This is a genomic window from Amycolatopsis roodepoortensis, from assembly GCF_024628825.1.
Classification (GTDB): domain Bacteria; phylum Actinomycetota; class Actinomycetes; order Mycobacteriales; family Pseudonocardiaceae; genus Amycolatopsis; species Amycolatopsis roodepoortensis.
In genome coordinates, this window is the sequence record NZ_CP102415.1 from 6492856 (window position 1) to 6517805 (window position 24950).

Sequence of the window (24950 nt, forward strand, 5' to 3'; positions counted from 1 at the left end):
AGGGGAGAACATGATGCGTGCTGTCGGGGCCGCGGAGGTCGCACCGACGACCTACGCGTGGCAGATCAAGGCGGAGGGGCTGAAGGTCCGGGTCGGCAAACGCAAGTTCGCCGTGAACGGGCTCGACCTGGAACTGGGCACGGGGGTGCACGGTCTGCTCGGCCCCAACGGGGCGGGGAAGACCACGCTGATCCGGGCACTGGCGACGGTGCTCCGGCCGGCGGAGGGAGGGCTGGCGCTGCTCGGTGAATCCGTCGGGGGGTTCACCGATCAGCGCCGCCTGCGCCGCCGGATCGGTTATCTGCCGCAGAACTTCGGTTTCTACAAGCGGTTCACCGTCCGCGAGTTCGTCGAATACATCGCCTGGCTGAAGGAGATGTCCAAAGAGGACATCCCGGCCGCGGTGCAGCGGTCGATCGAACGGGTCGGCCTCGCCGACCGGGCCGACGACCGGATGAAGACGCTGTCCGGCGGCATGGTGCGGCGGGTCGGGATCGCGCAGGCGATCGTGAACGATCCGGACGTCCTCCTGCTCGACGAGCCGACCGCCGGGCTCGACCCGGCACAACGCGTGCGATTCCGGGACCTCCTCCAGGAGATCGGCCGTGACGCCTGCGTCGTCGTCTCGACGCATCTCGTCGAGGACGTCGCGACGGCCTGCACCGACGTCGTCCTGTTCGAAAACGGGAAACTCGTCTTCCAGGGCACGCCGGACGAGCTGGCCGCGGCCGGGAGCGAGGAGTACGTCGGCGACAGCCCGATCGAGCGCGGCTACTCGGCGCTGCTGGGGCACGAGCCGGGGAAGGGGAACTGGTGAACACGCGCGTCCTGCGGACCGAACTCCGCCGTTCCATCGCCCCTTGGGCAACGCTCGCGATCCTCGTCGTCGCGTTCGGCTTCCTGTATTCGTTCAGCGGTCCGTGGTCGAAGGCGCCGCTCGCCTGGGACGAGAACTGGGTGCCCGCCGCGAGGTGGAGCCGGTTCCTGCTGGTCTTCCTGGTGCCGATCGCGATCGGTGCCGGGGTCATCCAGGGCATGCGGGACAGCCGGTCCGGGATGGCCGAGCTCCTCACCACGATGCCGCGGCCCGGCTGGCACCGCGCCGCGAAGCTCGCCGGCGCGCTGGGCGGCCTGCTGGTGCTGGGCTATCTGCTGATCTTCGCCGTCGGCGCCGTGCAAGTGATCTTCAGCGGTGCGTTCTTCACCTTCGGCTGGCTGCCGATCGTCGTGGTCGGCGGGCTCGCGATGCTCGCGGGAGCCTGGATCGGGTTGGGGATCGGCCGGTTGCTGCCGCATCCGCTGACCGCGCCCGCGGTGGCCGTCGCCGCTTTCGTGATCATCCTCGTGATGCAGATCGGCGGGTCGCAGGGCAGCGTGCTCGTGGGCGCTGTTCCGGCATGGGCCTCTTCGCTCTCTCCCGCGATGGACGTCACCAACGATCCGTTCATCACCACCGCGAGCCGGGTGGATCTCGGCCAGGGGGTCTGGCTCGCCGGGCTGGCCGCGACCGGATTCCTCTTGCTGGCGGCCCGCTCCAAGCGCTCGAAGGCGCTCTCCGTCGTTCCCGCGATGGTGGCGGTCGCGGTCGCGCTGCCCATCCTGCCCTCGACCTACGCCGAGGCCGAGACCGTCGACCCTCGCGCGACGGCGATGATCTGCGACGGCCCGGTCTGCGTTCCTCGCATGCTCGAACGCGACCTCGCCCGTATCGCCGGACCTGGCAAAGAAGCGTTGCGGCTCTTGGGAACACTGCCGGACGCGCCGGTCAGGGTCGCGGCTTTGAACCGGTGGCTGGACTACGACGAGATGCCGCCGCGCGCCGCCGACACCGTCTACGTGGACCTGGTGGATTGGTCCGTCCGTTCGGTCCTGAATTCGGACGACATGACGCGGACGCTGGTCGCCGGCGCCGGGACGCCGTCCTGTTACACCCTCCACGGTGGCGACAGGTCGTTCATGGACGAACTCACCGCGAGGTCGATCACGTCGAGCTGGTTCCTCGGTGAATGGCAAATGCTCAGCGGCTCGTGGCTGAGCGAAGAGACGAAGAACGAGGTCCTCCGCGATTGGGAGACCTTCCGTGCCCTTCCGCCCGATGTGCAGCGAGAGCGGATCATCGCGCAGCGGAAGGCGGGGCTGACCTGCCAGGGCAACCAGCTCGACATCCTTCTCGGTGGGGCCCGATGAGGTGGGCGGTGCTGTACGCGCGCTCACGTGCCATGCCCGCGTCGTTCGCGGCGCTGGTGGTGAGTATGGCGGTGATCTGGTTTTTTGCGCGGGACCGCTGGTCGGAGATCCCGGTTTCCCTGGCGCTCCTGGTCGCGATCGCGGTGACCGCCATCGGCCTCGGCGGGCAGGACGTCGACCTCGACCGGACCGCCGCGATCCGCTGGGCGCCTCGCCGCCTCCTGCATCTCCTGCTGATCGGCGGCCTCGGCGCCGGTGCCGTGCTGCTGCCGCGGCTGTGGGAGGCGGACCGGGTCCCGGTGGAGATCATCGTGCGGAACGCGAGCGGCTTGCTCGGGCTCGCCGGGATCGCCGCGGTGCTGTTCGGCGGGGCCTTCGGGTGGACGCTGCCGCTGGCCGGGTTCGCGGTCGCGTTCGTGGTCTGGGCCACCACGTCGAGTACGGAGAGCGCGCAGCTGGTGATCACTTGGCCCTTCCAGCCCGCCGGGGTCGCCGAAGCCACGTGGACCGCCGTGGTGTTCGCCGTGGCCGGTTCGGGGGCCTACGCGGTCTACGGTGCCCGTCGCTGAAAGGGTCGTTCCCGACGTTTTCGTCAGGAACGACCCTTTCGCTTCCCCGGTCAGACGTTTCGGTTGTGCGGAACGAGATCGAGCGGGTCGTGGTCCGGGTCGTCGACACCGAGGCTGATGATCCGCGACGGGTGGATCCGGATCACCGCGCCGTCGAGATGGCCGTCGGGGGTGCGGGCGCCGGTCAGCGCCTCGGCCCGGCCGCGGATCTCGAGGCAGCGGATCCTCGGCGGATCCTGTGAAGGCATGTCGTCCACCACGAACGCGGCCTGCCCGTTCGCGGCCACGTTCCGGAACTTCTTGCTCTTCGCCAGTTCGTAGCCGGTGATGTCGATCGTCTTGGTCTCGGTGTTGTAGGCGTAACCGACGGGGCTGACCTGCAGCGTGCCGTCCGGCTGCGCCGTGGCGAGCCGCCCGAGTCCCTGGGTGGCGAGGTAGTCGAGTTCCGCTTCACTGAACATGGAAAGCAGTGTCATACCTCCACTTATCTGGAGGTCAAGGGGCGCCGGTCGCCGATCCGTTCTACCGTCAGTCGGGTTCGTAAGCCGATTGGGGCATCGCCCGGAAGTGTGGCGAAGTAACCTGACCGGGTGGCCGAAACCGCCCAGAGCACCGAAGCCTCGGAGCATGCTGCCCGCCCTCTGCCGCCATACGTGCCCAGGCTCGCTTTCGCGGGTGGGCTCGTGCTCACGGGCGTGGTGCTGATCATGACCGTCGGGGTGAACCGGCCAGGAGGCGAGGAGCCGCCTCCGCCGGCTCAGCCCCAGCCCGCGCTCACGGTTCCCGACCAGAAGCCCCAGCCGGGGGCGGCGACACCGCGTGCGGGGCTCGCCGCGCCGCCCGACCGGCCCACCGTTTCCGACGCGGCCGAACTGGAGACCTGGGCGAACCGGGTGGCGGCGAAGACGCGGCTTTCCGTCGCCGACCTGTCCGCCTACGGCCGGGCCGAGATGTGGCTCCGCCGGCAGAAGCCGGGCTGCCACCTCTCGTGGGCGACCCTCGCCGGGATCTCCCACGTCGAAACGGCGCAGGGCAGGCCCGGCCCGATCACGCTCCCGGCCGACGTCTGGGCCAAGCACTCCGCCCGGGCCAGGAGCGACGGCAAGCAACCGGATCCGAAGGACCCCGACGACGCCGCCTTCGCCACCGCCCGCTACCTGTGCGCCGCCGGTGACGACGTCGCCACCCCGGACGGCTGGTGGAAGGCGATGCGGGTGTTCAACCCGGCGGTGCCCTACGTCCAAGAGGTCTTCAGCGCGGCCGATACCTACGCGGACGCCAGCGTCGCGCCCTGATCCTCGAGCACCAGGTCGAAGTTGAGCGCCGACGCCATCCGGTAGGCGTCGCCCGCCGCGACGACCAGCTGCGCCATCGGATCGACGACGTTCCCCGCCGCCCAGACGCCGTCCACGTTCGTGCGGCCCTGCGCGTCCACCGCGATCGAGCCGCTTTCGGTGCGCGCGCAGCCGATCTGGGCGAGCAGCCGGTCGTGCGGGACGAACTTCGGGCCGACGAAAACGACATCGCGTTCGACGAATTCCCCGTCGACGAGCCGGACACCGGTCAGCCGGTCGTCTTCGACGGCGAGCTCGGACACCTTCCCGTCGACGATCCGGATGCCCAGCCCGGTCAGCTTCGCCCGGTCTTCGGCCGAGAGCTGCTGCGTATGCGTGAAGAAGGTCAGGTCCTTGCTCCACTGCCAGACGATCAGCGCCTGGTGGACCGACTTCTCCGAGGTGGCGAGCACGCCGAAACGCTGATCGCGCACCTCCCAGCCGTGGCAGTACGGGCAGTGCAGCACGTCGGCGCCGAACCGCTCCGCGACGCCGGGGACGTCCGGCAGTTCGTCGGCCAGCCCGGTGGTCACCACGATCCGGCGACCGCGGATGACCCGGCCGCTCGCCAGCTCCACCGCCTTGTCGTGGCGTAGCCGGTGGACGACGTCGTCGACGATCTCGACGCCGTAGGCACGGACCTCGTCACGGCCTATCTCCAGTAGTTCCTTGGGTGGAATGCCGTCCCTGGTCAGGAAGCCGTGCGCGTGCGCGGCGGGCGCGTTGCGCGGGGTGCCGCCGTCGATCACGACGACCCGGCGCCGTGCCCTGCCCAGTACCAAGGCCGCGCTGAGACCCGCGACGCCACCACCGATGATCACCACGTCGAATTCGTTGTTCATGGTGCCGAGCATCCGGATCTTCGCGAGGATTGGCAAAGTTCATTGCCGATTTGGCAAACTAGAGGCATGCAGGACATCGAACGGCGGCTCGCCGAGGTCGGCCCGAAACTCAAGCAGCTCCGCAAGGAACGCGGCACCACCCTCTCCGCGCTCTCGGAGGCGACGGGGATCTCCGCCAGTACGCTCTCGCGGCTCGAATCGGGCACCCGGAAGGCCACGCTGGAGCTGTTGCTCACATTGTCGGCGGCCCATCAGGTACCGCTCGACGAACTGGTCGGCGAACCCGAACCCGCCGACCCGCGGGTCCGGATGAAACCGCAGAAATTCGGCAGGTTCACCGCCTGGGCGCTGACCGCGCAACCCGGCCAGCCGCAGGCGTTCAAACTGCTGATCCCGGTCGAGGACATCGAGCCCGTGCAGCGCACACACGAGGGCTACGAGTGGATGTACGTCCTCAGTGGACGGCTGCGGGCGCTGCTCGGCGACCGCGACTTCACGATGGGGCCCGGCGAGGCCGCGGAGTTCGACACGCGGGTGCCGCATTGGTTCGGCAGCGCGGGGCCGGGGCCGGTGGAGCTGCTGGTGCTGTTCGGCAAGCAGGGGGAGCGGGCCCACCTGCGGGCCAGGTCGAAGTGAGAGCAAAGGTCCCTTGCTCCCGCCGCCGGGTCAGTCGCGCAACGCGATCCGCGCGCTGACCTCGCTGATCGCTTCCAGATACTCCGGGATCGGGTGCATCGCCGACGCTATCCGCATCTGCGCGAGCGCCTCGGTCAACCGGCCGAGGCGCTGGAGGGTCCGCCCGAGCACGAACCGCGCGTAATGATCGGTGGGGTCCAGCTCCAACACCCGGGTGAAGGCGCGTTCTGCCCGCCGCAACTGTGCGGAGTGGAAGTAGGCGCGACCCGCCAGCAACTGAACACTCGGTTTGTCGGTTTCGTCCTCCAGCAAGGGCTCGAGGGCCTTGAGGGCGTCGAGCGGCCTGCGGCTTTCGACCAGCGCTTCCGCCTGCCGGAAGGCGCGGAACCGGGACTCTCCGGACGAGTCCTCACCGGGTTCTGGGGCGGGTTCGGCATCCATCATGGTCCGCTCCACGATACCCCTGGGCAGGGTCGTTCACGAGGAGCTGAAACGGTCATGGTGGACTGTCCTGCCATGAGCAGTGCCGAAGAATGCGAGCCCGGCTACCTCGGTCTGGCGCCGTACCTCTACTACGTCGATGCCACCGAGGCGGTCGCGTGGCTGGTCAGAGTGTTCGGGTTCACCGAGGAAGTGCGCTTCGCCGACGCCTCCGGAGAGGTGTTCCAGGCCACTCTGTGCGCCGGCCCGGCCAAGATCCAGCTGGCCGGGGTCGGCCCCGAGTACTGGCAGGCGAAAGGCGTCGACGGCCCGGTCGGGCAGCTGAACATCGTGTACGTCCCCGACGTCGACGCGCAGTACGAGCGCGTCCGCGCCGCGCTCGGCGACGACGCCGACATCGACGCGCCCCAGGATCAGCCCTACGGCGCCCGCGTGTTCACCGTCTCCGACATCGGTGGCAACAGCTGGACCTTCTGGCAGCAGTTCTCCGACACCGTCGAGCTTCCGTCGGGCTGGAAGGAAGTCCGGGCGGACGAACCGGTCACGGAGTAGGTACTGCGGAGCGAAGCTCCTCCGTCGAGGGTGGCGGTGGGGAGGAAGGTCGGAAAGCCCGGTCGGCGGCTGCTGTGGCGCGTGCCTCCAACGGGTGAACTGCGGTGACGGCTAGGCTGGGCCCGGTCACCGCAGGCACAACCCACATGAGGAGCATGGCGTGGCGCTCATCGAGCAGGTAGGCGCTCGCGAGATTCTGGACTCGCGAGGCAACCCGACGGTCGAAGTGGAGGTGGCTCTCGACGACGGCACGCTGGCGCGGGCCGCGGTCCCCTCGGGTGCGTCCACCGGCGAACACGAAGCCGTCGAGCTGCGTGACGGCGACACCGGCCGGTACAACGGCAAGGGTGTCGAGCGCGCGGTCGCGGCCGTCCTGGACGAGATCGGCCCGGACCTGGTCGGCACCGACGCCGTCGACCAGCGCATCGTCGACCAGAAGCTGGTCGACCTCGACGGCACGCCGGCGAAGTCCCGCCTCGGCGCGAACGCCATCCTCGGTGTTTCGCTCGCCGTCGCGAAGGCCGCCGCGGAGTCGGCCGAGCTGGAGCTGTTCCGCTACCTCGGCGGGCCGAACGCGCACGTGCTGCCGGTGCCGATGCTGAACATCCTCAACGGTGGCGCGCACGCCGACACCGATGTCGACATCCAGGAATTCATGATCGCGCCGATCGGCGCCGAATCGTTCCGCGAGGCCCTGCGCTGGGGCACCGAGGTCTACCACTCGCTGAAGTCGGTCCTGAAGGGCCGCGGCCTGGCCACCGGCCTCGGCGACGAAGGCGGCTTCGCGCCCAGCCTGAAGAACAACCGCGAGGCGCTCGACCTGATCCTTCAGGCGATCGAGAAGGCCGGATACGCCCCGGGCCGCGACGTCGCGCTCGCGCTCGACGTCGCCGCGACGGAGTTCTTCTCCGACGGCGCGTACACCTTCGAAGGCGCGAAGAAGAGCGCCGAGCAGATGTCGGCCTACTACGGCGAGCTCGTCCGCGACTACCCGCTCGTGTCCATCGAGGACCCGCTGAGCGAGGACGACTGGGACGGCTGGGTCCAGCTGACCACCGAGCTCGGCGAGAAGGTCCAGCTGGTCGGCGACGACCTGTTCGTCACCAACCCGGACCGCCTCGAAGAGGGCATCACCCGCCGCGCCGCCAACGCGCTGCTGGTGAAGGTCAACCAGATCGGCACCCTGTCGGAGACCCTCGACGCGATCTCGCTGGCCACCTCGTACGGCTACAAGTCGATGATGAGCCACCGGTCCGGCGAGACCGAGGACACCTTCATCGCCGACCTCGCCGTCGCGACCGGTGTCGGCCAGATCAAGACCGGCGCCCCGGCGCGCGGCGAGCGGATCGCCAAGTACAACCAGCTGCTCCGCATCGAGGAGACCCTCGCCGACGCGGCGCGCTACGCCGGCGACCTCGCGTTCCCGCGGTTCAGCACCGAGGGATAACGAACCATGGCGGACCGGGGGAGGGCGCGGACCCGTCGTAACGGGCGCGCGGACGGCGGCGGCTCCAGCAGGGGCCGCCGACCTGAGAGCGCCCGTCGCACGACGACGACGGAGGTCCGCGCCCGAACCCGGCTGCGCCGCAGCCTGGCGGCGAAACGGGCATCGGGCGCCGCGAAGGTGCTCGGCATGTCCACCACCCGCCGGGCCGCGGTGGTGGCGATCGTGGTGTGCGCGCTCGCGTTCACCATCGCCGTCCCGCTGCGCACGTACCTCAGCCAGAAGTCCGAGGTCACCGAGCAGCAGCAGCTGCAGTCCGAACTGCAGCGGAGCGTCACCCAGCTGGAAGGCCGCAAGGCCGAGCTGAGCGATCCGGCGCAGATCGAGGCGGAGGCGCGTAAGCGATTCGGTTTCGTGAAGCCCGGCGAGACGCCGTACATCGTGCAGCTTCCCGAAGACAAGGCGCCCGAGCAGGGGCAGCCTCAAGGTCAGCAGCCGGTGCCCGCGGGCTCCTGGTACGAGAAGCTGTGGGATCAGGTCGCGGGCGGCTGAAGTGCGCCCTTTAGCCTTATGGGTGTGAACAGCACGGAAAAGTCTTCATACGAGCCTGTGACCGACGCCGACCGCGAGATCATCGCGGAACAGCTCGGCCGGGCCCCCCGTGCGCTGCGCGCCGTCGCCGCGCGCTGCCCGAGCGGCCACCCGTCGGTCGTGCAGACGAGCCCCCGTCTCGACGACGGCACGCCGTTCCCCACGCTCTACTACTTGACCTGCCCGAAGCTGACTTCCATGGTCGGCACGCTCGAGGCGTCCGGGCTGATGAAGGAGATGACCGACCGGCTCGCGGAGGACCCCGAGCTGGCGGCCGCCTACCAGCGGACCCACGAGAGCTACCTCGCCGAACGCGACGCCATCGACTCGCTCGGCCACGAGGTCAGCGCGGGCGGGATGCCCGGCCGCGTCAAATGCCTGCACGTCCACCTGGCGCACACGCTGGCCGTCGGCCCCGGCGTGAACCCGTTCGGCGACGAAACGCTCGCTTTGCTCAAGGCGAACGGCTGGCCGTCCGGCGACTGCCAGGGGTAACACCGGCCCGCGGTGTACAGATAGTTCCTCCAGGTGGGTTAATTCACCGGATGTCGACCAACTGGTCTTCCCCTATGGGGTGAAACCGGTCACCGCATGCGGCAGGCTGGGCACCAGGTGTGGGGGTGTCGGGGTGAGTGAGTACCGGGTCGCCGAGTCGTGATCCGCCGGGAGGGTTCTGAGTTATGCGCGTGAGGCACGTGCCAGGCGCGGTGACAGGTCATGTCAGGAGACTCTGTCTCCGGCACCGCACGATCGCCGCGGTGGCCGGAGGTGTCCTCGCCATCGTCCCGGCCTGTGCCGCGGTCGTCGGTGCCGGCAGCTGGGCCGCGACGGCGAGCACGGTCCAGTCCGGCACCGTCGCCCTCGTCGGCGGCTACGACCCGAAGAACCCGCTCGTCCAGCAGATCGGCGTCGACGGCAGCCTGCCGAACGCGCCGACCCCGCTCCCGCTCCCCGCGGACGAACTCCCCGAGGGACCGCTCGGTATCCCGGTCACCGCGCTCGCCGCGTACCGCAACGCCGCCGACATCCTCATCGCCGAACAGCCCGGCTGCCACATCGACTGGGCTTTGATCGCGAGTATCGGCCGCATCGAGTCCAATCACGCACGCGGCGGTTACGTCGACGCGAAGGGCAACACCCTCGAACCGATCCTCGGCCCGCAGCTCAACGGCGCCGGGCCGTTCGCCGCCATCCCGGACACCGACGGCGGCAAATTCGACGGCGACACGGTGTGGGACCGCGCCGTCGGCCCGACGCAGTTCATCCCGTCGACGTGGAAGGGCTACGCCTCCGACGGCAACGGCGACGGCGAGTCCAACCCGAACAACATCTTTCGACGCCGCGCTGGGCACGGGCCGCCGGTACCTGTGCTCCGGCGGGCTCGACCTGTCCAAACCGGACCAGCTGCGCGCGGCCGTGTTCCGCTACAACAACTCGGACACCTACGTGAACACCGTGCTGATCTGGGCCGAGGCGTACCGCACCGGTGTGCTGCCGACGCCGGACAGCAAGGTGCCCATCGGCGCCCCGAACGCCGGTGCCGCTCCGCCGCCCGCGTCCGTACCGCCGCCTCCGGTGCCGTCGACGCCGCCCGGTTCGGTGACGCCGCCGCCGTCGTCGAGTTCGCTGCCGCCGAGCAATTCGGGCTCGTCCTCGTCGCCGACGACGAGCACGAAGCTGCCGGCCTGCCCGACGGTCACGGTGACGGAGACGCACCCGACTTCGAGCACGAGTCCGACCACCACGACCCCGGCTCCACCTTCGACCTGCTCGTCGCCGACGACGACCACGACGACCACGACGGTGACGTCATCGGACGCCAGCGGTACCAAGACGCCCTGATCGCATTGTCTAAGCTCGGGGCATGCCTCGTGTTGCCGCGATCGACTGTGGGACCAACTCCATCCGCCTGCTCGTCGCCGAGCTGACGCCCCGCCACGACGGGACGGTCGACCTGCGCGACCTGCACCGCGAGATGCGGATCGTCCGCCTCGGCCAGGGCGTGGACGCCACCGGCAAGCTGGCCCCCGAGGCGCTCGAGCGCACCCGCAAGGCGCTGGCCGACTACACGATCGCCGCGCGCCGCAAGGGCGTCGAAAAGGTCCGCATGGTCGCGACGTCCGCGACCCGCGACGCGAGCAACCGCGACGAGTTCTTCGCGATGACGCGCGAGGTGCTCGGCACCGAGGCCGAAGTCATCAGCGGGGACGAAGAGGCGCGCCTGTCCTTCACCGGCGCGGTCGGCGAGCAGGACCCCGACGACGGCCCCTTCGTGGTGGTCGACGTCGGCGGCGGCTCGACCGAGCTCGTGGTCGGCACCTGGGACGGCCGCCAGGCCGAGGTCATCGCGGCCAAGTCGGTCGACATCGGCTGCGTGCGCATCACCGAACGCGCGCTGAAGTCCGACCCGCCGACCGCGGCCGAAATCGCCGAAGCCCGTGAGCTGGCCGCCAAGGTCCTCACCGAGGCCTTCGACGTGGTGGACGTGTCCACCGCCAAGACGTGGATCGGCGTCGCCGGGACGGTCACGACCCTGACCGCCGTGGCGCAGGGCCTGTCGGAGTACGACTCCGAGCGCACCCACCTTTCGAAGCTCTCCCACGCCGACATCGACCGCGTCGCGCAGTCGCTCCTCACGGCCGACCACGCGACCCGCGCCGCGAACCCGGTGATCCACCCCGGCCGGGTCGACGTGATCGGTGGCGGCTCGGTGATCGTGCAGGTGCTGGCCGAGCAGTTCGCCACGCGCGGTGGTCCCGACGAACTGGTGATCTCCGAGCACGACATCCTCGACGGGATCGCGCTGTCGCTGGCCTGACAGTCGGGTTTTCTCTTACAGGAAGCCATTTCTTTAGGTGATCAAGCGGTGACCTCCAGTCCGGATTGGGCCGTTCGGCGCAGCGTGGTTCCTACCAACGTTGTGCTCTAACCGGGTGGTCCGGGAGACCGTCACACATTTGCAACACCAACGCACTGTGATCGGCTTCACCTGTCCCATAGCGTCGTCTCACCTTCTGGACGGTGGGGCGCGACCAGCGCTCGCCGGACTATCCGACGACGAGAGTTGGAGTGGACATGCGGGCTTCACGCGGGTTCTGGGGAGCGACGGCGGTGGTGGCCACGGCGGCCATGCTGCTGACGGCCTGTGGAGGTGGTGGCTCCAGCGAGAACAAGGGGTCCGGCGCCGTCGACGCCAACGCGTCGGTTTCGGTCTACGGCACCGAGCCGGAGAACTCGCTGATTCCCGCCAACACCAACGAGCTCGGTGGGTCCAAGGCCCTCAAGCCGGTCTTCTCGGCGCTCGTCGGCTACAAGTCCGACACCGCCGAGCCGTACAACCTGATGGCCGAATCGATCACCACGACCGATTCCAAGGTCTTCGACATCAAGATCAAGAAGGGCTGGAAGTTCCACGACGGGACCGAGGTCAAGGCCAAGAACTTCGTCGACGCCTGGAACTACAGCGCGAACGGCAAGAACGGCATGCAGAACGCGTCGTTCTTCGAGCAGATCCAGGGCTACGACGAGATCAGCGCCAAGGAACCGACGGTCCAGACGATGTCCGGGCTCAAGGTCGTGAACGACTACGAGTTCCAGGCCACCCTCAAGGGGCCGTTCTCCGTGTTCGCCACCAAGATCGGCTACCTCGCCTTCGCGCCGCTGCCGGACAAGTTCTTCGCCGACCCGGAGGCGTTCGCCAAGGCCCCCATCGGGAACGGACCGCTGAAGTTCGTTTCGCGCACGCCGAACCAGAACATGAAGCTCACGCGGTTCGACGAGTACCAGGGCGAGGACAAGGTCAAGTTCAAGGACCTGGAAGTCCGCATCTACACCAGCCAGGAGACCGCGTACCAGGACCTGCTGAGCAACCGCCTCGACTTCATGGAGGCGCTCCCGCCCGCGGCGAAGGCCGGTGGCAAGTACAAGACCGACCTCGGTGAGCGTCTGGTCGAAGGGAAGCTGCTCGGCATCAGCGCGCTCGCGCTCCCGTACTACGTCCCGGGCTACAACAACCTCGACCTGCGCAAGGCGATCTCGCTGGCCATCGACCGCGAGCAGATCGTCAAGACCGTCATGAACGACACCTACGCGCCCGCCGACGGCTACGTGTCGCGCGGTATCGAGGGCTACCGGCCCGGTGTCTGCGGCGAGTTCTGCAAGTTCGATCCGGTGAAGGCCAAGGAGTACTTCGCGAAGTCCGGTTTCACCGGCAAGCTGACCATCGCGTCGAACGCCGACGGTGGCCGCAAGGAGCCGCTGGTCGCGGCGTGCAACAGCATCAAGAACGCGCTCGGCGTCGAATGCGACTTCGTGCCGGCGACCGACTTCGGGCAGTGGCGCAGCATCGTCAACAACCGCCAGCTGACCGGCATGGGCCGCTCCGACTGGTCCGCCGACTACCCGTCGATCGAGAACTACCTGAACCCGCGCTACAAGAGCACCGGTTCGTCGAACGACTCCACGTACAACAACCCGGCCGTCGACGCGCTGCTGACCCAGGCGGACCAGACCGCCGACAAGGCGGCCGCGATCAAGCTGTACCAGCAGGCCGAGGACCTGATCGCGAAGGATCTGCCCCAGATCCCCGTGTGGGAAGAGAAGGGTGTCGGCGGCAAGTCGAACCGGCTCAAGGTCGCGAAGCTCGACTTCGGTCGTCTCGCGGACTACTCGTCCATCGAGGTCGCGGCGAAGTAACGCACTTCGCAGGCTCCGTGCGGTCGTGAGTGGCGTTTCGGGTTAGAACCCGAAACGCCACTCACGACCCGCTGGACCGAAGGCTCCCACCACGCGATCTTCAGGACGGCACGCCCATGCCCCAGTACATCCTCCGACGACTACTGCAACTCATCCCGGTCTTCTTCGGCACGACGTTCCTCATCTACGCCCTCGTGTGGGCGGTGCCCGGCGACCCGTTCGCCGGCAAATGCGGTCAGGTCGCCTGCCCGCCCGCCTACATCGAGATGATGACCGCGAAGTTCAATCTCGACGATTCGATCTTCGTCCAGTACTTCAAATACCTCGGCAACCTGTTCACCGGCGACTGGGGCGAGACCTTCAACGGCGTCTCGGTCGGCGAACTGATCGGGAACGCCTATCCGGTGACGGTCCGGCTCGCCCTCATCGCGGTGGCCATCGAAGCGATCATCGGCCTGTCCGCGGGCATCCTGACCGGCCTGCGCGGCAAGGGTTTCCTCGACAACCTCGTGCTGATGTCCACCACGTTCCTGATCTCGATCCCGGTGTTCGTCACCGCGATCGTGCTCCAGATCGTGCTCGGTTCGGAACTGGGCATCATCGACGCGAGCGTGTCCGAGGACGCCACGATCGGCGAGCTGATCGTGCCGGGCATCGCGCTCGGCAGCCTCTCCATGGCCTACATAGCCCGGCTGACCAGAACGAGCATCGCCGAGAACCGGCACGCCGACTACGTCCGCACCGCCGTCGCGAAGGGGCAGCCGCGCAGCCGCGTCGTCGGCGTGCACCTGCTGCGGAACTCGGTGATCCCGGTGCTGACCTTCATCGGCACCGACATCGGCGCGCTCATGGGCGGGGCCATCGTCACCGAAGGCGTGTTCAACATCAACGGCATCGGCGGGCTCATCTTCCGCGGTATCCAGAACCGGGAGGGCGCCACCGTCACCGGCGTCGTCGTCCTGCTGGTGGTGGTCTACCTGCTGGTGAGTCTCATCGTCGACCTGCTCTACGCCGTTCTCGACCCGAGGATCCGTTATGACTGACCCCAACGTGGCCGGCGGAGTGTCCTCTGTGGACGTCGCCGGCGCCGGTGTCGCCGACGATTCCGCGGAGGCGCACAAACCGCGCAGCCTCGGCGGCGACGCCTGGCGGATGTTGCGCAAACGGCCGTCGTTCATCATCTCCGCCGTCATCATCACGCTCGTCGTGCTCATCGCGATCGCGCCCGACCTGTTCAGTTCCCGGCCCGCCGGGTTCAGCGATCTGCTCCACGCCAACGAAGGACCGTCCGCGGACGCCTGGTTCGGTTACGACAACCAGGGTTACGACGTCTACGCGCGGACCATCCACGGCGCGCGGGCGTCACTGCTGGTCGGTGTCTTCGCGACGGTGCTGACGATCCTGATCGGCTCGGTGGTGGGGATCATCGCCGGGTACTACGGCCGTCTCGTCGACAGCCTGTTCTCGCGGGTGGGCGACATCTTCGCGGCGCTGCCGTTCGTGCTCGGCGCGATCGTCATCTTGACCACGTTCAACGCACCCGGCTCGAACCCCGGGGTGGTCACGATCATCGTGCAGGTGGTCGTGTCGATCGCCGCGCTGAGCTGGCCGGTGGCGATGCGCATCATGCGGTCGGCGACGCTGGTGGCCAAACAGCTCGACTACGTCAAGGCCGCGCGCGGTCTCGGCGCGAGCACGCCGCGCATCGTGTTCCGGCATCTGCTGCCGAACACGGTCGCGCCGGTGCTGGTCTACGGGACCATCGCGCTCGGCGCGTTCATCGGCGCGGAAGCGACGCTGGCGTATCTCGGCGTCGGCGTGCGGCCGCCGGTCGTCTCCTGGGGCGTGATGATCAGCGACGCGCGGGACTACTTCCGGGTGAATCCGCACATGTTGTTGTTCCCCGCGGGGTTCGTGACCATCACCGTGCTCGCGTTCGTCATGCTCGGTGACGGCATCCGCGACGCGCTCGACCCGAAGGCCCGGTGATCGTCCGTGACCGACGAACTGCTGCTGGAGGTGGAAGACCTCCATGTCGAATTCCGCACGTCCGACGGCGTCGCGACCGTGCTCAACGGCGTCGACTATTCCGTGCACGCCGGGGAAACCCTTGCCGTGCTGGGAGAATCAGGATCCGGCAAGAGCGTGACCGCGCAGACGGTGATGGGCATCCTCGACAGCCCGCCCGCCGTCGTCACCGGCGGCGCGGTCCGTTACCGCGGCGAGGATCTGCTCACCGCCACCGAAGAGCGGCGGCGTGAGGTGCGGGGCGGGGAGATCGCGATGATCTTCCAGGACGCGCTCTCGGCGCTGAATCCCGTGTTCACCGTGGGATTCCAGATCGAGGAACAGCTGCGGGTCCGGCTCGGCATGTCCAAAAAGGACGCGAGGAAACGGGCGATCGAACTGCTCGACACCGTGCGCATCCCCGCCGCCGCCCGCCGGGTCCGCGAGTACCCGCACCAGTTCTCCGGCGGGATGCGGCAGCGCGCGATGATCGCCATGTCGCTCGCGCTCGACCCGGATCTGCTGATCGCGGACGAGCCGACGACCGCGCTCGACGTCACCGTGCAGGCCCAGATCATGGACCTGCTGGCGGAGATCCAGGCCGAACGGCGGATGGGGCTGATCCTGATCACCCACGACCTGGCGGTGGTCGCCGAGGTCGCCGACCGGATCGCCGTGATGTACGCGGGCCGGATCGTCGAACAGGCCGACGTCACCGAGCTGTTCCGTTCGCCGGGGCATCCCTACACCGAGGCGCTGATGGCCTCGCTGCCGCGGCTCGACCTCAAAGGACAGACGCTGGAGACCATCAAGGGCCTGCCGCCGAGCCTGCTGAACATCCCGCCCGGCTGCCCGTTCCATCCGCGCTGCCCGCGGGCGGAAAGCCGCTGCGAGACCGAACGGCCCGCCCTGCACAACCTCGGCTTCGGCCGGGTCAGCGCCTGCCACTTCGCCGACGAGGTGGTGAGCGATCGTGTCTGAGCCCATTCTGCGCGTCGAAAACCTGGTGAAGTACTTCCCGGTGCGGGCCGGAATCCTCTTCAAGCGCACCATCGGGCAGGTGAAGGCCGTCGACGGTGTCTCCTTCGATCTCATGCCGGGCGAAACGCTCGGTGTGGTGGGGGAATCCGGGTGCGGAAAGTCCACTCTGGCCCAGGTGCTGATGCGGCTGGAAGAACCCACCGGCGGGCTCGCGACCTTCGAGGGTCGCGACATCTTCGCGTTGCGGGGAGCCGAACTGAGGAAGCTGCGGCGCGAGATCCAGATCGTGCTGCAGGATCCGTACACCTCGCTGAACCCGAGGATGACGGTCGGCGACATCATCGGCGAACCCTTCGAGATCCACACCGAGGTGGCGCCGAAGGGATCGCGGGCGGCGAAGGTGCGGGAGCTGCTCGACGTCGTCGGGCTGAATCCCGAGCACATCAACCGCTATCCGCACCAGTTCTCCGGCGGGCAGCGTCAGCGCATCGGGATCGCGCGGGCGCTGGCGTTGCGGCCGAAGGTGATCATCTGCGACGAGCCGGTTTCCGCGCTCGACGTTTCGATCCAGGCGCAGGTGATGAACCTGCTCGGTGATCTGCAGAAGGAATTCGGCCTTTCCTATGTGTTCATCGCACACGATCTGTCGGTTGTCCGTCACCTTTCCACACGGGTAGCGGTGATGTATCTCGGCAAGATCGTGGAAATGGGGACCGAAGAAGAGATCTACGAGCATCCGTCGCATCCCTATACGCAGGCGCTGCTGTCCGCGGTGCCGGTCGCGGATCCGGCGTTGCGCGGGCAGCGGCAGGTGATCCGCCTGGAAGGCGACGTGCCGAGCCCGCTGGATCCGCCGTCCGGCTGCCGGTTCCGCACGCGGTGCTGGAAGGCGCAGGACATTTGCGCGGAGCAGGAACCTGAATTGATCACCCGGTCCGGCGGGCATTTGTCCGCCTGTCATTTCGCGGAGGAGAAAACCGTCGTCCCCTGACTTTCGTAGGGACTTCGTTGCTACGCAGGGATCGCTGACGTAGTTTGCCCGAATAGTTTTCCTTCAGGAGGCAGGAAGTGAAGAAGTCCAGATCTCTCGTGATCGCGCTCGCGGTACCGCTGTTCGGCGCGATCGTGGCCGCGCCGACGGCTTCCGCGCAGCCGCAGCTGTCCGGGGCGGCGACCGAGTTCTCGGTGCTGGCCCGGGACGGCCAGAGCGTCGCTTCGGTGGAAAGGGCGGTCCGCGCCGCCGGGGGCACCGTCGTGACGAGCAACGCCGCGGTCGGCCTGGTCACCGCGACCGCGCCCGCCAACGGTTTCGCCGAGCGCGTCTCCGCGGACCGGTCGGTCTTCGGTGCCGCCAAAGCGAAGGCGATCGGCACCGCGCCGAAGCAGGGCAAGGCGAAGGACAAGCAGGGAGGTGTCGAGAAGGAGGGCCGCGGCGCCGCTTCGGCCAAGAAACCGGTGCAGGCGAACGCCGTCGGCATGGACCCGCTCGACGATCAGCTCTGGGGCCTCAAGTCCGTCCGGTCGGACCTTTCGCGTACCAAGCAGCCGGGTGACAAGCGGGTGAAGGTCGGCGTCATCGACACCGGTGTCGACGGCAGTCACCCGGACATCGCGCCGAACTTCGACCGCGCGGCGTCGCGGAACTTCACGAAGGACATCGTCACCGACGTGAACGGTGCCGTCGTCGACGGGCCGTGCGAGTTCCGTGGCTGTGTCGACCCGGCGGACCACGACGACAACGGGCACGGCACGCACGTCGCCGGCACCATCGGCGCGGCAGCGAACGGTTTCGGTGTCTCGGGGGTCGCCCCGAACGTGACGCTGGTGAACCTCCGCGCCGGGCAGGACTCGGGCTCGTTCTTCCTGCAGCCGACCGTGGACGCGATCACCTACGCCGGCGACGCCGGTGTGGACGTCGTGAACATGAGCTTCTTCACGGATCCCTGGCTGTACAACTGCACCGCGAACCCCGCGGACTCGGCCGAGCAGCAGGCCGAGCAGCGCACCATCATCGAGGCGACGACCCGTGCGCTGAACTACGCGCACCGCAAGGGCGTCACCCAGGTCGTCTCGCTGGGCAACCAGCACAGCGACCTCGGCGCCCCGCAGCCCGACGCGTCGAGCCCCAACTACCCTTCGAACAGCACGCACCCGCGGCAGATCGACAACGCGAGCTGCCTCTCGCTGCCCGTCGAGGGCCCGCACACGATCGGTGTCTCGTCCTTCGGGCCGTCGCAGGCGAAGGCGGACTACTCGAACTACGGCGTCGAGCAGATCTCGGTGTCCGCGCCCGGCGGATACTTCCGTGATTACTTCGGCACCCCGTGGCACCGCACGAACGAGAACATGATCCTTTCGACGTACCCGCGCAACGTCGGTGTCGCGGAGGGCATGATCGACGCGGACGGGAACCTCACGCCCGACGGTGTCGCCGCCGGTATCAAGAAGGCGACCGCCGCCGACGGCCGCGTCGGCTACTACCAGTGGCTGCAGGGCACGTCGATGGCGTCGCCGCACGCGACCGGTGTCGCCGCGCTGATCGTTTCGCAGTACGGCAAGGGTTCGCGCGACTTCGGGATGAACCCGGACGCGGTGCAGCGGGTGCTCGAAGGCACGGCTTCCGACATCGCCTGCCCGGTGCCGCGGACCGTCGACTACCTGGACGAAGGCCGGGACGCGTCGTTCACCGCGACCTGCACCGGTGACGCTTCGTTCAACGGCTTCTACGGCCACGGTGGCGTCGACGCCTGGTCGGCTGTGACGCGCGGTTCCCAGTACCTGCGCGGCTGATCTTTGTGGCTCGTGAGTGGTAAGGACGGTTCTAACCGTCCTTACCACTCACGAGTATCCGGCTACTTCCCGGAAGCGGTCTTGATGAACTTCGCCAGGTCCTTCGCCTGCCGCACCCGCGACTCCTCGTGCACGTACATCATGTGCCCGGCCGGGTAGTACGCCGTGTCGATGTTCTCCCGCAGCTCCTCGGGAATCTGCAGGCGTGCCAGCACATGCTCCGAAGCGAAGTACGGCGTCGCGCCGTCGTAGTGGCCGAAGGCGACGTGCACCCGAAGGTGCGGGTTCGCCCGCATGGCCGACGCGAGCGAGTCCACAGAGGACACCGAGCGGCCCTCGAAGTCCGAGTACGACCAGGCCTTGAAGACGTCCGTCGACAGGACCTCGTACGGAAGATCGTTCTCGTAGCCGAGTTCGGCCCGCACGTAGTGGTTGAGCCCGCCCGTGTAGGCGCCGATGATCCGCGAGATCGACGGGTCGTCGCTCATGTGCTCGCGTCCGCCGTCGGGTTCCCAGGTGGTGAACCGGCCGTCCATCCGGCCGACGACGAGACCCTTGTCCCGCAGCAGCTCGGTGAAGTACCGCACGTGCTCGATCCGCAGGTTGACCCTGTCCACATAGGATTCGCTCAGGCCGGTCAGGGAAGCGAGCGTCGCCACCGCTTCGGCACGGTCCTGTGTGGACAGACGCGCGCCGCGCGCCAGAGCCCAGGGGAGTTCCTTGGCCGCGAAGTCCTCGGCGTCGGCGAGGACGTCGTCGAGCGGGCGGTCGCCGTGAAGGCCGTGGTAGTGCGCGATCGCCGCGTACGTCGGCACGTAGAGCGAGTACGGCAGGTCGTTGCCCTCGGTGAACCGCAGCGTGCCCAGGTCCAGCACGGACGAGATCAACAGCAGCCCGTTCAGGTACATGCCGTGGCGTTCCTGGAGATGCGACGCCAGCCCGGCCGCGCGGAGCGTGCCGTACGACTCGCCCGCGAGGAACTTCGGCGACAGCCAGCGCTGTTTGCGCGAGACCCACAGCCGGATGACCTCGCCGATGGACTCGATGTCGGCGGTGTACCCGTGGTACTCCTTGGCTGCCTCGCCGTCCACGGCGCGTGAATAGCCGGTCGACACCGGGTCGATGAACACCAGGTCGCTGTGCGCCAGCAGGGTTTCCTGGTTGTCGGTCAGCCCGTAGGGCGGCGCGACCGGGTCGTCGACATCGCCCGAAAGCACCCGGCGCGGGCCGAGCAGCCCCATGTGCAGCCAGACGCTCGCCGAGCCGGGCCCGCCGTTGAACGCGAACGTGACCGGGCGCGAGCCGGGCTCCGCGTCGTCGAGCGTGTAGGAGGTCACGAACACCTCGGCCTTGGCCTTGTAGCCCTCGGACTTGCCGTCGGTGATGACCTCCTTCCGCAGCACGATCCGCCCGGTCTGGGCGGTGTAGGCGAGCTTCTTGCGCTTGAGGGTCAGCGTGTGCTTCGTGGTGACCAGGTCGTCGGTCGGCTCGACCTTGGTTTCCACCGACGGGGTGTCCTTCTCGTCGGCGGCCTTCTCATCGGGATTGGTGTCCGGCATGCCTCCAACTTACTGGCAGTCTGTAGGTGTGGACATCGTCACGGCGCATGATCGCCCGAGCACGCCCCAGGAGGCGATCGGGATCCAGGAAACCCTGCGTGGCCTGGTCGAACTCGAAGATCGCTGTCCACAAGAGATCGTCACGGTCACCGGGCTGGACGTCGCCTACGACGAGGAAAGCGGCCTCATCGCGGCCGCCGCGGTCACCCTCGAAGCCGACGGATTCCGCGTCGTGGAAAAGCGGTCCGTCGTTTCCCGTGTCTCGTTCCCGTACGAACCGGGCCTTTTCGCGTTCCGCGAGCTGCCGCCGCTGCTCGACGCCCTCCGCGCGCTCGACCACGTCCCCGATCTGCTGGTCTGCGACGGCCATGGACTGGCGCATCCGCGCCGGTTCGGGCTCGCTTGCCACGTCGGCGTCGTGACCGGTCTGCCGTCCGTCGGCGTCGGCAAGACCCGGTTCGTCGGCGAACACGACGAGCCGGGCCTCGAACGCGGCTCGCGGGCGCCCCTGCTGGACGACGGCGAGGTCGTCGGCGCGGTCCTGCGCACCCAAGACGGGGTGAAGCCCGTTTACGTCTCCGTCGGCCACAAGATCTCGCTGGACAACGCGTGCCGCCAGGTGCTGCGGCTGTGCCCCGCGTTCCGTCAGCCGGAGACCACCCGGCAAGCCGACCGTCTCGCCCGCGACGCGCTGAAAGAGGCGTTATGAGGTTCCGCTCGCTCGCCGAACTCGACGCCGAGGTCGTCGGCTGCCGCGCCTGCCCGCGGCTGGTCGCGTGGCGCGAGGAGATCGCCGTGGTCAAACGCGCGGCCTTCGCCGGCGAGACCTACTGGGCCCGGCCGGTGCCCGGCTTCGGCCCGCCGGACGCGTCGCTGGCGATCGTGGGTCTCGCCCCTTCGGCACATGGCGCGAACCGGACCGGCCGTCTGTTCACCGGTGACCCGTCCGGTGACGTCCTCTTCAAGGCGCTTCACCGGGTCGGGGTCGCATCTCAGCCGACGTCGACCCATATCGGTGACGGCCTCGAGCTCCGCGGGACCCGGATGGTCTCCCCGGTGAGATGCGCGCCACCCGCCAACAAGCCCACACCTGAGGAACGGGAAACCTGCCGATCGTGGCTCGCGGCGGAGCTCGAGTTGCTGAAACCGACGCTGAAGGCCGTCGTGGTGCTCGGCGCGTTCGGCTGGCAGGCGCTGCTGCCGGTGCTCGCGGAGGCGGGCTGGCCGGTGCCCGCGCCACGCCCGAAGTTCGGCCACGGAGCCGAACTGGAACTCGGCGACCTGCGCCTTTTCGGCTGTTATCACGTGTCGCAGCGCAATGTCCAGACCGGCCGCCTGACCCTTGACATGGTGTGCGACGTCCTCGCCTCCGCGACCTCGGCGGCCGGCCTGAACTGAATCGTTGCGGAAACCGTGGCGACGCTGGTCACAGCCGGATGGGGTCTCCGAGCGATCTCAGCAGATGGGTGCGACTATAGAAATATGGCTGGTGTTAAGTCGGAACCGACACGGATCCTCGTCCTTGGTGGTGGGTACGTCGGGCTCTACACGGCGTACGGGCTCCAGAAGATGCTCCGGGCCAACGAAGCGTCCGTGACGGTCGTTGATCCGCAGCCGCACATGACCTATGCCCCCTTCCTGCCCGAGGCGGCGGCCGGTGCGATCGAACCGCGGCACGTGGTCGTGCCGCTGAGGCGCGTGCTCAAGCGCTGCCACGTGCTCACCGCGCGCGTGACGAAGATCGAGCACGAGCGCAAGGCCGTGACGGTCGAGGCCGCCGACGGGCACGTCGAGCAGCTGAACTACGACGTCCTCGTGGTCGCTCTCGGTGCCGTCGCGCGCATCCTGCCGATCCCGGGCCTGGTCGAGGAGGGCATCGCCTTCAAGACCATCGGCGAGGCGATCTACCTGCGCAACCACGTCATGACGAAGCTGGACGAGGCCGCCAGCACGCTCGATCCCGAGCAGCGCAAGCGCCTGCTGACGTTCACCGTCGTCGGCGGCGGGTTCGCCGGTATCGAGGCGCTCGCCGAACTCGAGGACATGACCCGGTTCGCGGTGGAGAACTACTACCCGAACCTCAAGGTCGAGGACATCCGCTGGGTGCTCGTCGAGGCGGCGGGCCGGATCCTTCCCGAGGTGCGCGAGACGCTCGGTGTGTACACCGTCGAGCAGCTCGAAAAGCGCGGCATCGAAGTCTATTTGTCGACAGCGGCGAAGTCGTTCGAGAACGGCCACGTCGTGCTTTCGGACGGCACCGAATTCGACACCGACACGATCATCTGGACCGCCGGGGTGAAGGCGAACCCGGTGCTCGCCAGCTCGGACCTGCCGCTCGACAAGCGCGGCCGCGTCGAGGCCACCGCCGCGATGCAGGTCGTCGGGCACCCCGACGTCTGGACCGCCGGCGACAACGCCGCCGTGCCGGACCTCTCGCGCACCGAGCAGGACCCGACCGCGACCTGCCCGCCGAACGCGCAGCACGCCGTCCGTCAGGCGCGTCTGCTGGCGAAGAACATCATCAAGGTGATCCGCGGCGGCAAGCCGAAGGACTACTACCACAAGAACCTGGGTGCGGTGGCCAGCCTCGGCCTGCACAAGGGTGTCGCCGACGCGCTGAACCTGAAGATCAAGGGCTTCCCGGCCTGGCTCTTCCACCGCGCGTACCACCTCAAGGCGATGCCGACGTGGAACCGCAAGATCCGCATCCTGTTCGACTGGATGCTCGGTGGCCTGTTCCGGCGCGAGGTCATCTCGCTCGGCCAGATCAACAACCCGCGCGAGGAATTCGACCGGCTGTCGAAGTCCTGAGTTCGTGATGCCGTGAAGGCCTCCTTCCCTGCCTTGAGCGTTGGGAAGGAGGCCTTCACCGCGTTAAGCCGTCGGCTCGAATATCGGCGTACTGAAGCCGCGCACCAAAGGGCATCGCCTAGGCTGTCGGTGCCCCGGTAGCCCAACTGGCAGAGGCAGTCGACTTAAAATCGACACAGTGCGGGTTCGATCCCCGTCCGGGGCACAACCGGTTCCGCTCTGTGGACGTCCTGGTCCGCGCGGACCGACGCTGCCGACAATGATCCGCATGACCGGAATCGGCCAGACCGACGAAGCCACCTACGACCGCACTCGACTCACCCAGTGGTGTGAAGGAAATGGGGTTTCCAGGCGCGGTCTGCTTCGGCTCGCGGCGGGCGGCTCACTCGCGCTGACGGCCTTCGGTGCGCTTCCCGCTGGAACGGCGTCGGCGGCGTCGCCGATCGTGAAGGCCTTGCCGCCCGAGATCTTCGAGGTCTACGGCACCAACGCGGAGACGCGCTGGGAGGCACTGCGCGGCCAGGGCGAGTTGACCCCGGTCGAACGGTTCTTCGTGCGAAACCACACCGCCACACCGTCGATCGACGTCGGCACTTGGCGGCTGAAGCTGTTCGGAACCGGACTGCGTGGAGGGCCGGTCGAGTTCAGCTACCGAGACCTGCTCGAATTGCCCGCGGAGACGATCACTTCCGCCATCGAATGCGCGGGCAACGGGCGGAGTTTCTTCACCAGCCAGCAAGGGCAGGCGGTGTCCGGCACGCCGTGGAAGCTCGGCGCGATCGGCGTCGCGCGCTGGCGTGGCGTCCGGCTTTCCACCGTGCTGGCCAAAGCGGGCCTGACGCGGCACGCGGTGGACGTCCTGCCGGAGGGGCTGGACGCCGACTACGTCACCGGCGGGGTGAACCTGGGGAAGGTGCGCCGCCCGCTCCCGGTCGCGAAGGCGTTGCAGGACGTTTTGCTGGCCTACGAGATGAACGGGCGTCCGCTCCCGCCGGACCACGGTCATCCGGTACGGCTCGTCGTGCCGTCGTGGGCCGGGATCTCGTCGATCAAATGGCTGGGGCGTATCGAAGTCTCGGACACGCCACTGGTGTCGCCGTGGAACACGCAGTACTACCGGCTGCTCGGGCCGGACTATCCGGCGGAGGGTGCGCTCGTGACCCGGCAGGTGGTCAAGAGCGCGTTCGAACTGCCATGGAACGCCGAATTCGCGACAGGCGGCAGGTATGTGCTGCGCGGCCGGTCGTGGTCGGGAAACGGGCGGATCCGGCGCGTCGAAGTCGACACCGGTGCCGGCTGGCGGAAGGCGAAGTTCGTGGGCGCGGCGGCCGATCGAGGCTGGCAACGCTGGGAGATCCCTTGGCGCTCCGGCAATCCCGAGACCTACACCCTGCGGGCGCGGGCCACGGACATCACCGGTGCCACCCAGCCGGAGGTCACTCCGCACAACTCCCAGGGCTACCTGTTCGACGCCGTCGTCCGGCATCCGGTCCGGGTGGTGTGAGATGACG

At 68.2% G+C, this 24950-nt stretch carries 24 protein-coding genes, 1 tRNA gene and 1 pseudogene; 22 read left to right on the forward strand and 4 right to left on the reverse strand.

Annotation, left to right across the window (positions count from 1 at the left end):
* Window positions 1–13 precede the first annotated feature (13 nt).
* The 3 genes from NQK81_RS31110 to NQK81_RS31120 are packed head-to-tail and all read left to right on the forward strand — an operon-like array spanning window position 14 to window position 2756.
* Complete coding sequence (locus tag NQK81_RS31110) at window positions 14–817, forward strand: ABC transporter ATP-binding protein (protein WP_257484345.1); 804 nt, start codon at window positions 14–16, stop codon at window positions 815–817.
* Window positions 814–2187, forward strand: coding sequence for a hypothetical protein (locus tag NQK81_RS31115; RefSeq protein ID WP_257484346.1), 1374 nt, complete (start codon window positions 814–816; stop codon window positions 2185–2187). The genes NQK81_RS31110 and NQK81_RS31115 overlap by 4 nt, the downstream gene beginning before the upstream one ends.
* A gap of 8 nt (window positions 2188–2195) precedes the next feature.
* Window positions 2196–2756 carry a hypothetical protein gene (locus NQK81_RS31120; RefSeq protein ID WP_306856067.1) on the forward strand — a complete coding sequence of 187 codons (561 nt, stop codon included), beginning with the start codon at window positions 2196–2198 and terminating at the stop codon, window positions 2754–2756.
* Between the two features lie 50 nt (window positions 2757–2806).
* Here the strand turns inward: NQK81_RS31120 and NQK81_RS31125 are convergent, their stop codons facing one another.
* A complete protein-coding gene (locus NQK81_RS31125) occupies window positions 2807–3217 on the reverse strand; it encodes a PPOX class F420-dependent oxidoreductase (protein ID WP_257484348.1) in 411 nt (136 codons plus the stop codon).
* Between the two features lie 129 nt (window positions 3218–3346).
* Between NQK81_RS31125 and NQK81_RS31130 the strand changes: the two genes are divergently transcribed.
* On the forward strand, window positions 3347–4051 hold the full coding sequence (locus tag NQK81_RS31130; RefSeq protein WP_257484349.1) for a lysozyme family protein: 705 nt from the start codon (window positions 3347–3349) through the stop codon (window positions 4049–4051).
* On the opposite strand, the gene NQK81_RS31135 is transcribed toward NQK81_RS31130, so the two are convergent.
* Window positions 4024–4944: an NAD(P)/FAD-dependent oxidoreductase gene (locus NQK81_RS31135; RefSeq protein WP_306855999.1), complete on the reverse strand. Its 921-nt coding sequence runs from the start codon at window positions 4942–4944 to the stop codon at window positions 4024–4026. The genes NQK81_RS31130 and NQK81_RS31135 overlap by 28 nt on opposite strands.
* A 54-nt stretch (window positions 4945–4998) precedes the next feature.
* Here NQK81_RS31135 and NQK81_RS31140 point away from each other — a divergent pair, with 54 nt between their 5' ends.
* Window positions 4999–5568, forward strand: coding sequence for a helix-turn-helix domain-containing protein (locus tag NQK81_RS31140; protein ID WP_034305561.1), 570 nt, complete (start codon window positions 4999–5001; stop codon window positions 5566–5568).
* Window positions 5569–5598: 30 nt separating this feature from the next.
* On the opposite strand, the gene NQK81_RS31145 is transcribed toward NQK81_RS31140, so the two are convergent.
* Window positions 5599–6012, reverse strand: coding sequence for a tetratricopeptide repeat protein (locus NQK81_RS31145; protein ID WP_125674103.1), 414 nt, complete (start codon window positions 6010–6012; stop codon window positions 5599–5601).
* Between the two features lie 72 nt (window positions 6013–6084).
* Between NQK81_RS31145 and NQK81_RS31150 the strand changes: the two genes are divergently transcribed.
* The 12 genes and pseudogenes from NQK81_RS31150 to NQK81_RS31205 all read left to right on the forward strand — a co-directional run bounded on the left by NQK81_RS31150 (window position 6085) and on the right by NQK81_RS31205 (window position 19069).
* Window positions 6085–6561, forward strand: a complete 477-nt coding sequence (locus NQK81_RS31150; protein ID WP_126736447.1) for a VOC family protein — start codon at window positions 6085–6087, stop codon at window positions 6559–6561.
* 160 nt (window positions 6562–6721) lie between these two features.
* Window positions 6722–8008: a phosphopyruvate hydratase gene (gene eno, locus NQK81_RS31155; RefSeq protein WP_126736446.1), complete on the forward strand. Its 1287-nt coding sequence runs from the start codon at window positions 6722–6724 to the stop codon at window positions 8006–8008.
* Window positions 8009–8194: 186 nt separating this feature from the next.
* Entirely contained in the window at window positions 8195–8557 is a 363-nt protein-coding gene (locus tag NQK81_RS31160) for an FtsB family cell division protein (protein ID WP_091598626.1), read from the forward strand.
* 18 nt (window positions 8558–8575) lie between these two features.
* Entirely contained in the window at window positions 8576–9091 is a 516-nt protein-coding gene (locus tag NQK81_RS31165; RefSeq protein WP_340687037.1) for a DUF501 domain-containing protein, read from the forward strand.
* Window positions 9092–9276: 185 nt separating this feature from the next.
* A pseudogene (locus NQK81_RS31170) lies at window positions 9277–10438 on the forward strand (lytic transglycosylase domain-containing protein).
* 22 nt (window positions 10439–10460) lie between these two features.
* Window positions 10461–11414 carry a Ppx/GppA phosphatase family protein gene (locus NQK81_RS31175; protein ID WP_037342450.1) on the forward strand — a complete coding sequence of 318 codons (954 nt, stop codon included), beginning with the start codon at window positions 10461–10463 and terminating at the stop codon, window positions 11412–11414.
* A gap of 257 nt (window positions 11415–11671) precedes the next feature.
* Window positions 11672–13291 (forward strand): peptide ABC transporter substrate-binding protein, encoded by a 1620-nt coding sequence (locus tag NQK81_RS31180; RefSeq protein ID WP_126736442.1) that lies wholly within the window; start codon window positions 11672–11674, stop codon window positions 13289–13291.
* Window positions 13292–13407: 116 nt separating this feature from the next.
* Window positions 13408–14334, forward strand: a complete 927-nt coding sequence (locus NQK81_RS31185; RefSeq protein WP_126736441.1) for an ABC transporter permease — start codon at window positions 13408–13410, stop codon at window positions 14332–14334.
* A complete protein-coding gene (locus tag NQK81_RS31190; protein ID WP_192743503.1) occupies window positions 14327–15280 on the forward strand; it encodes an ABC transporter permease in 954 nt (317 codons plus the stop codon). Before NQK81_RS31185 ends, NQK81_RS31190 begins: the two co-directional genes overlap by 8 nt.
* A 6-nt stretch (window positions 15281–15286) precedes the next feature.
* The gene (locus tag NQK81_RS31195; protein ID WP_257484351.1) at window positions 15287–16279 is read left to right on the forward strand and encodes an ABC transporter ATP-binding protein; all 993 of its coding nucleotides are present in this window, start codon (window positions 15287–15289) and stop codon (window positions 16277–16279) included.
* Window positions 16272–17270, forward strand: coding sequence for an ABC transporter ATP-binding protein (locus NQK81_RS31200; protein ID WP_257484352.1), 999 nt, complete (start codon window positions 16272–16274; stop codon window positions 17268–17270). Before NQK81_RS31195 ends, NQK81_RS31200 begins: the two co-directional genes overlap by 8 nt.
* A 98-nt stretch (window positions 17271–17368) precedes the next feature.
* Window positions 17369–19069 (forward strand): S8 family serine peptidase, encoded by a 1701-nt coding sequence (locus NQK81_RS31205; RefSeq protein WP_371878919.1) that lies wholly within the window; start codon window positions 17369–17371, stop codon window positions 19067–19069.
* A gap of 62 nt (window positions 19070–19131) precedes the next feature.
* Here the strand turns inward: NQK81_RS31205 and NQK81_RS31210 are convergent, their stop codons facing one another.
* A complete protein-coding gene (locus NQK81_RS31210; RefSeq protein WP_192743499.1) occupies window positions 19132–20628 on the reverse strand; it encodes a S10 family peptidase in 1497 nt (498 codons plus the stop codon).
* A gap of 28 nt (window positions 20629–20656) precedes the next feature.
* Here NQK81_RS31210 and nfi point away from each other — a divergent pair, with 28 nt between their 5' ends.
* The 5 genes from nfi (at window position 20657) to NQK81_RS31235 (ending at window position 24943) form a co-directional block, all read left to right on the forward strand.
* Window positions 20657–21337: a deoxyribonuclease V gene (nfi, locus tag NQK81_RS31215; protein ID WP_257484354.1), complete on the forward strand. Its 681-nt coding sequence runs from the start codon at window positions 20657–20659 to the stop codon at window positions 21335–21337.
* The gene (locus NQK81_RS31220; RefSeq protein WP_034305522.1) at window positions 21334–22026 is read left to right on the forward strand and encodes a uracil-DNA glycosylase; all 693 of its coding nucleotides are present in this window, start codon (window positions 21334–21336) and stop codon (window positions 22024–22026) included. The genes nfi and NQK81_RS31220 overlap by 4 nt, the downstream gene beginning before the upstream one ends.
* A gap of 84 nt (window positions 22027–22110) precedes the next feature.
* Complete coding sequence (locus NQK81_RS31225) at window positions 22111–23439, forward strand: NAD(P)/FAD-dependent oxidoreductase (protein WP_007028829.1); 1329 nt, start codon at window positions 22111–22113, stop codon at window positions 23437–23439.
* A gap of 131 nt (window positions 23440–23570) precedes the next feature.
* Window positions 23571–23644 (forward strand) — tRNA-Leu (locus NQK81_RS31230).
* 63 nt (window positions 23645–23707) lie between these two features.
* Entirely contained in the window at window positions 23708–24943 is a 1236-nt protein-coding gene (locus NQK81_RS31235; RefSeq protein ID WP_257484355.1) for a sulfite oxidase, read from the forward strand.
* Window positions 24944–24950: the final 7 nt, after the last annotated feature.

Coding starts and splice junctions, on each gene's coding strand:
- NQK81_RS31165 (WP_340687037.1), top strand. CDS start 8,576: ATGGGTGTGAACAGCACGGAAAAGTCTTCATACGAGCCTGTGACCGAC.
- NQK81_RS31210 (WP_192743499.1), bottom strand. CDS start 20,628: ATGCCGGACACCAATCCCGATGAGAAGGCCGCCGACGAGAAGGACACC.
- NQK81_RS31140 (WP_034305561.1), top strand. CDS start 4,999: ATGCAGGACATCGAACGGCGGCTCGCCGAGGTCGGCCCGAAACTCAAG.
- NQK81_RS31160 (WP_091598626.1), top strand. CDS start 8,195: ATGTCCACCACCCGCCGGGCCGCGGTGGTGGCGATCGTGGTGTGCGCG.
- NQK81_RS31235 (WP_257484355.1), top strand. CDS start 23,708: ATGACCGGAATCGGCCAGACCGACGAAGCCACCTACGACCGCACTCGA.
- NQK81_RS31135 (WP_306855999.1), bottom strand. CDS start 4,944: ATGCTCGGCACCATGAACAACGAATTCGACGTGGTGATCATCGGTGGT.
- NQK81_RS31150 (WP_126736447.1), top strand. CDS start 6,085: ATGAGCAGTGCCGAAGAATGCGAGCCCGGCTACCTCGGTCTGGCGCCG.
- NQK81_RS31175 (WP_037342450.1), top strand. CDS start 10,461: ATGCCTCGTGTTGCCGCGATCGACTGTGGGACCAACTCCATCCGCCTG.
- NQK81_RS31125 (WP_257484348.1), bottom strand. CDS start 3,217: ATGTTCAGTGAAGCGGAACTCGACTACCTCGCCACCCAGGGACTCGGG.
- NQK81_RS31110 (WP_257484345.1), top strand. CDS start 14: ATGCGTGCTGTCGGGGCCGCGGAGGTCGCACCGACGACCTACGCGTGG.
- NQK81_RS31145 (WP_125674103.1), bottom strand. CDS start 6,012: ATGATGGATGCCGAACCCGCCCCAGAACCCGGTGAGGACTCGTCCGGA.
- NQK81_RS31225 (WP_007028829.1), top strand. CDS start 22,111: ATGGCTGGTGTTAAGTCGGAACCGACACGGATCCTCGTCCTTGGTGGT.
- NQK81_RS31180 (WP_126736442.1), top strand. CDS start 11,672: ATGCGGGCTTCACGCGGGTTCTGGGGAGCGACGGCGGTGGTGGCCACG.
- NQK81_RS31220 (WP_034305522.1), top strand. CDS start 21,334: ATGAGGTTCCGCTCGCTCGCCGAACTCGACGCCGAGGTCGTCGGCTGC.
- NQK81_RS31190 (WP_192743503.1), top strand. CDS start 14,327: ATGACTGACCCCAACGTGGCCGGCGGAGTGTCCTCTGTGGACGTCGCC.
- NQK81_RS31185 (WP_126736441.1), top strand. CDS start 13,408: ATGCCCCAGTACATCCTCCGACGACTACTGCAACTCATCCCGGTCTTC.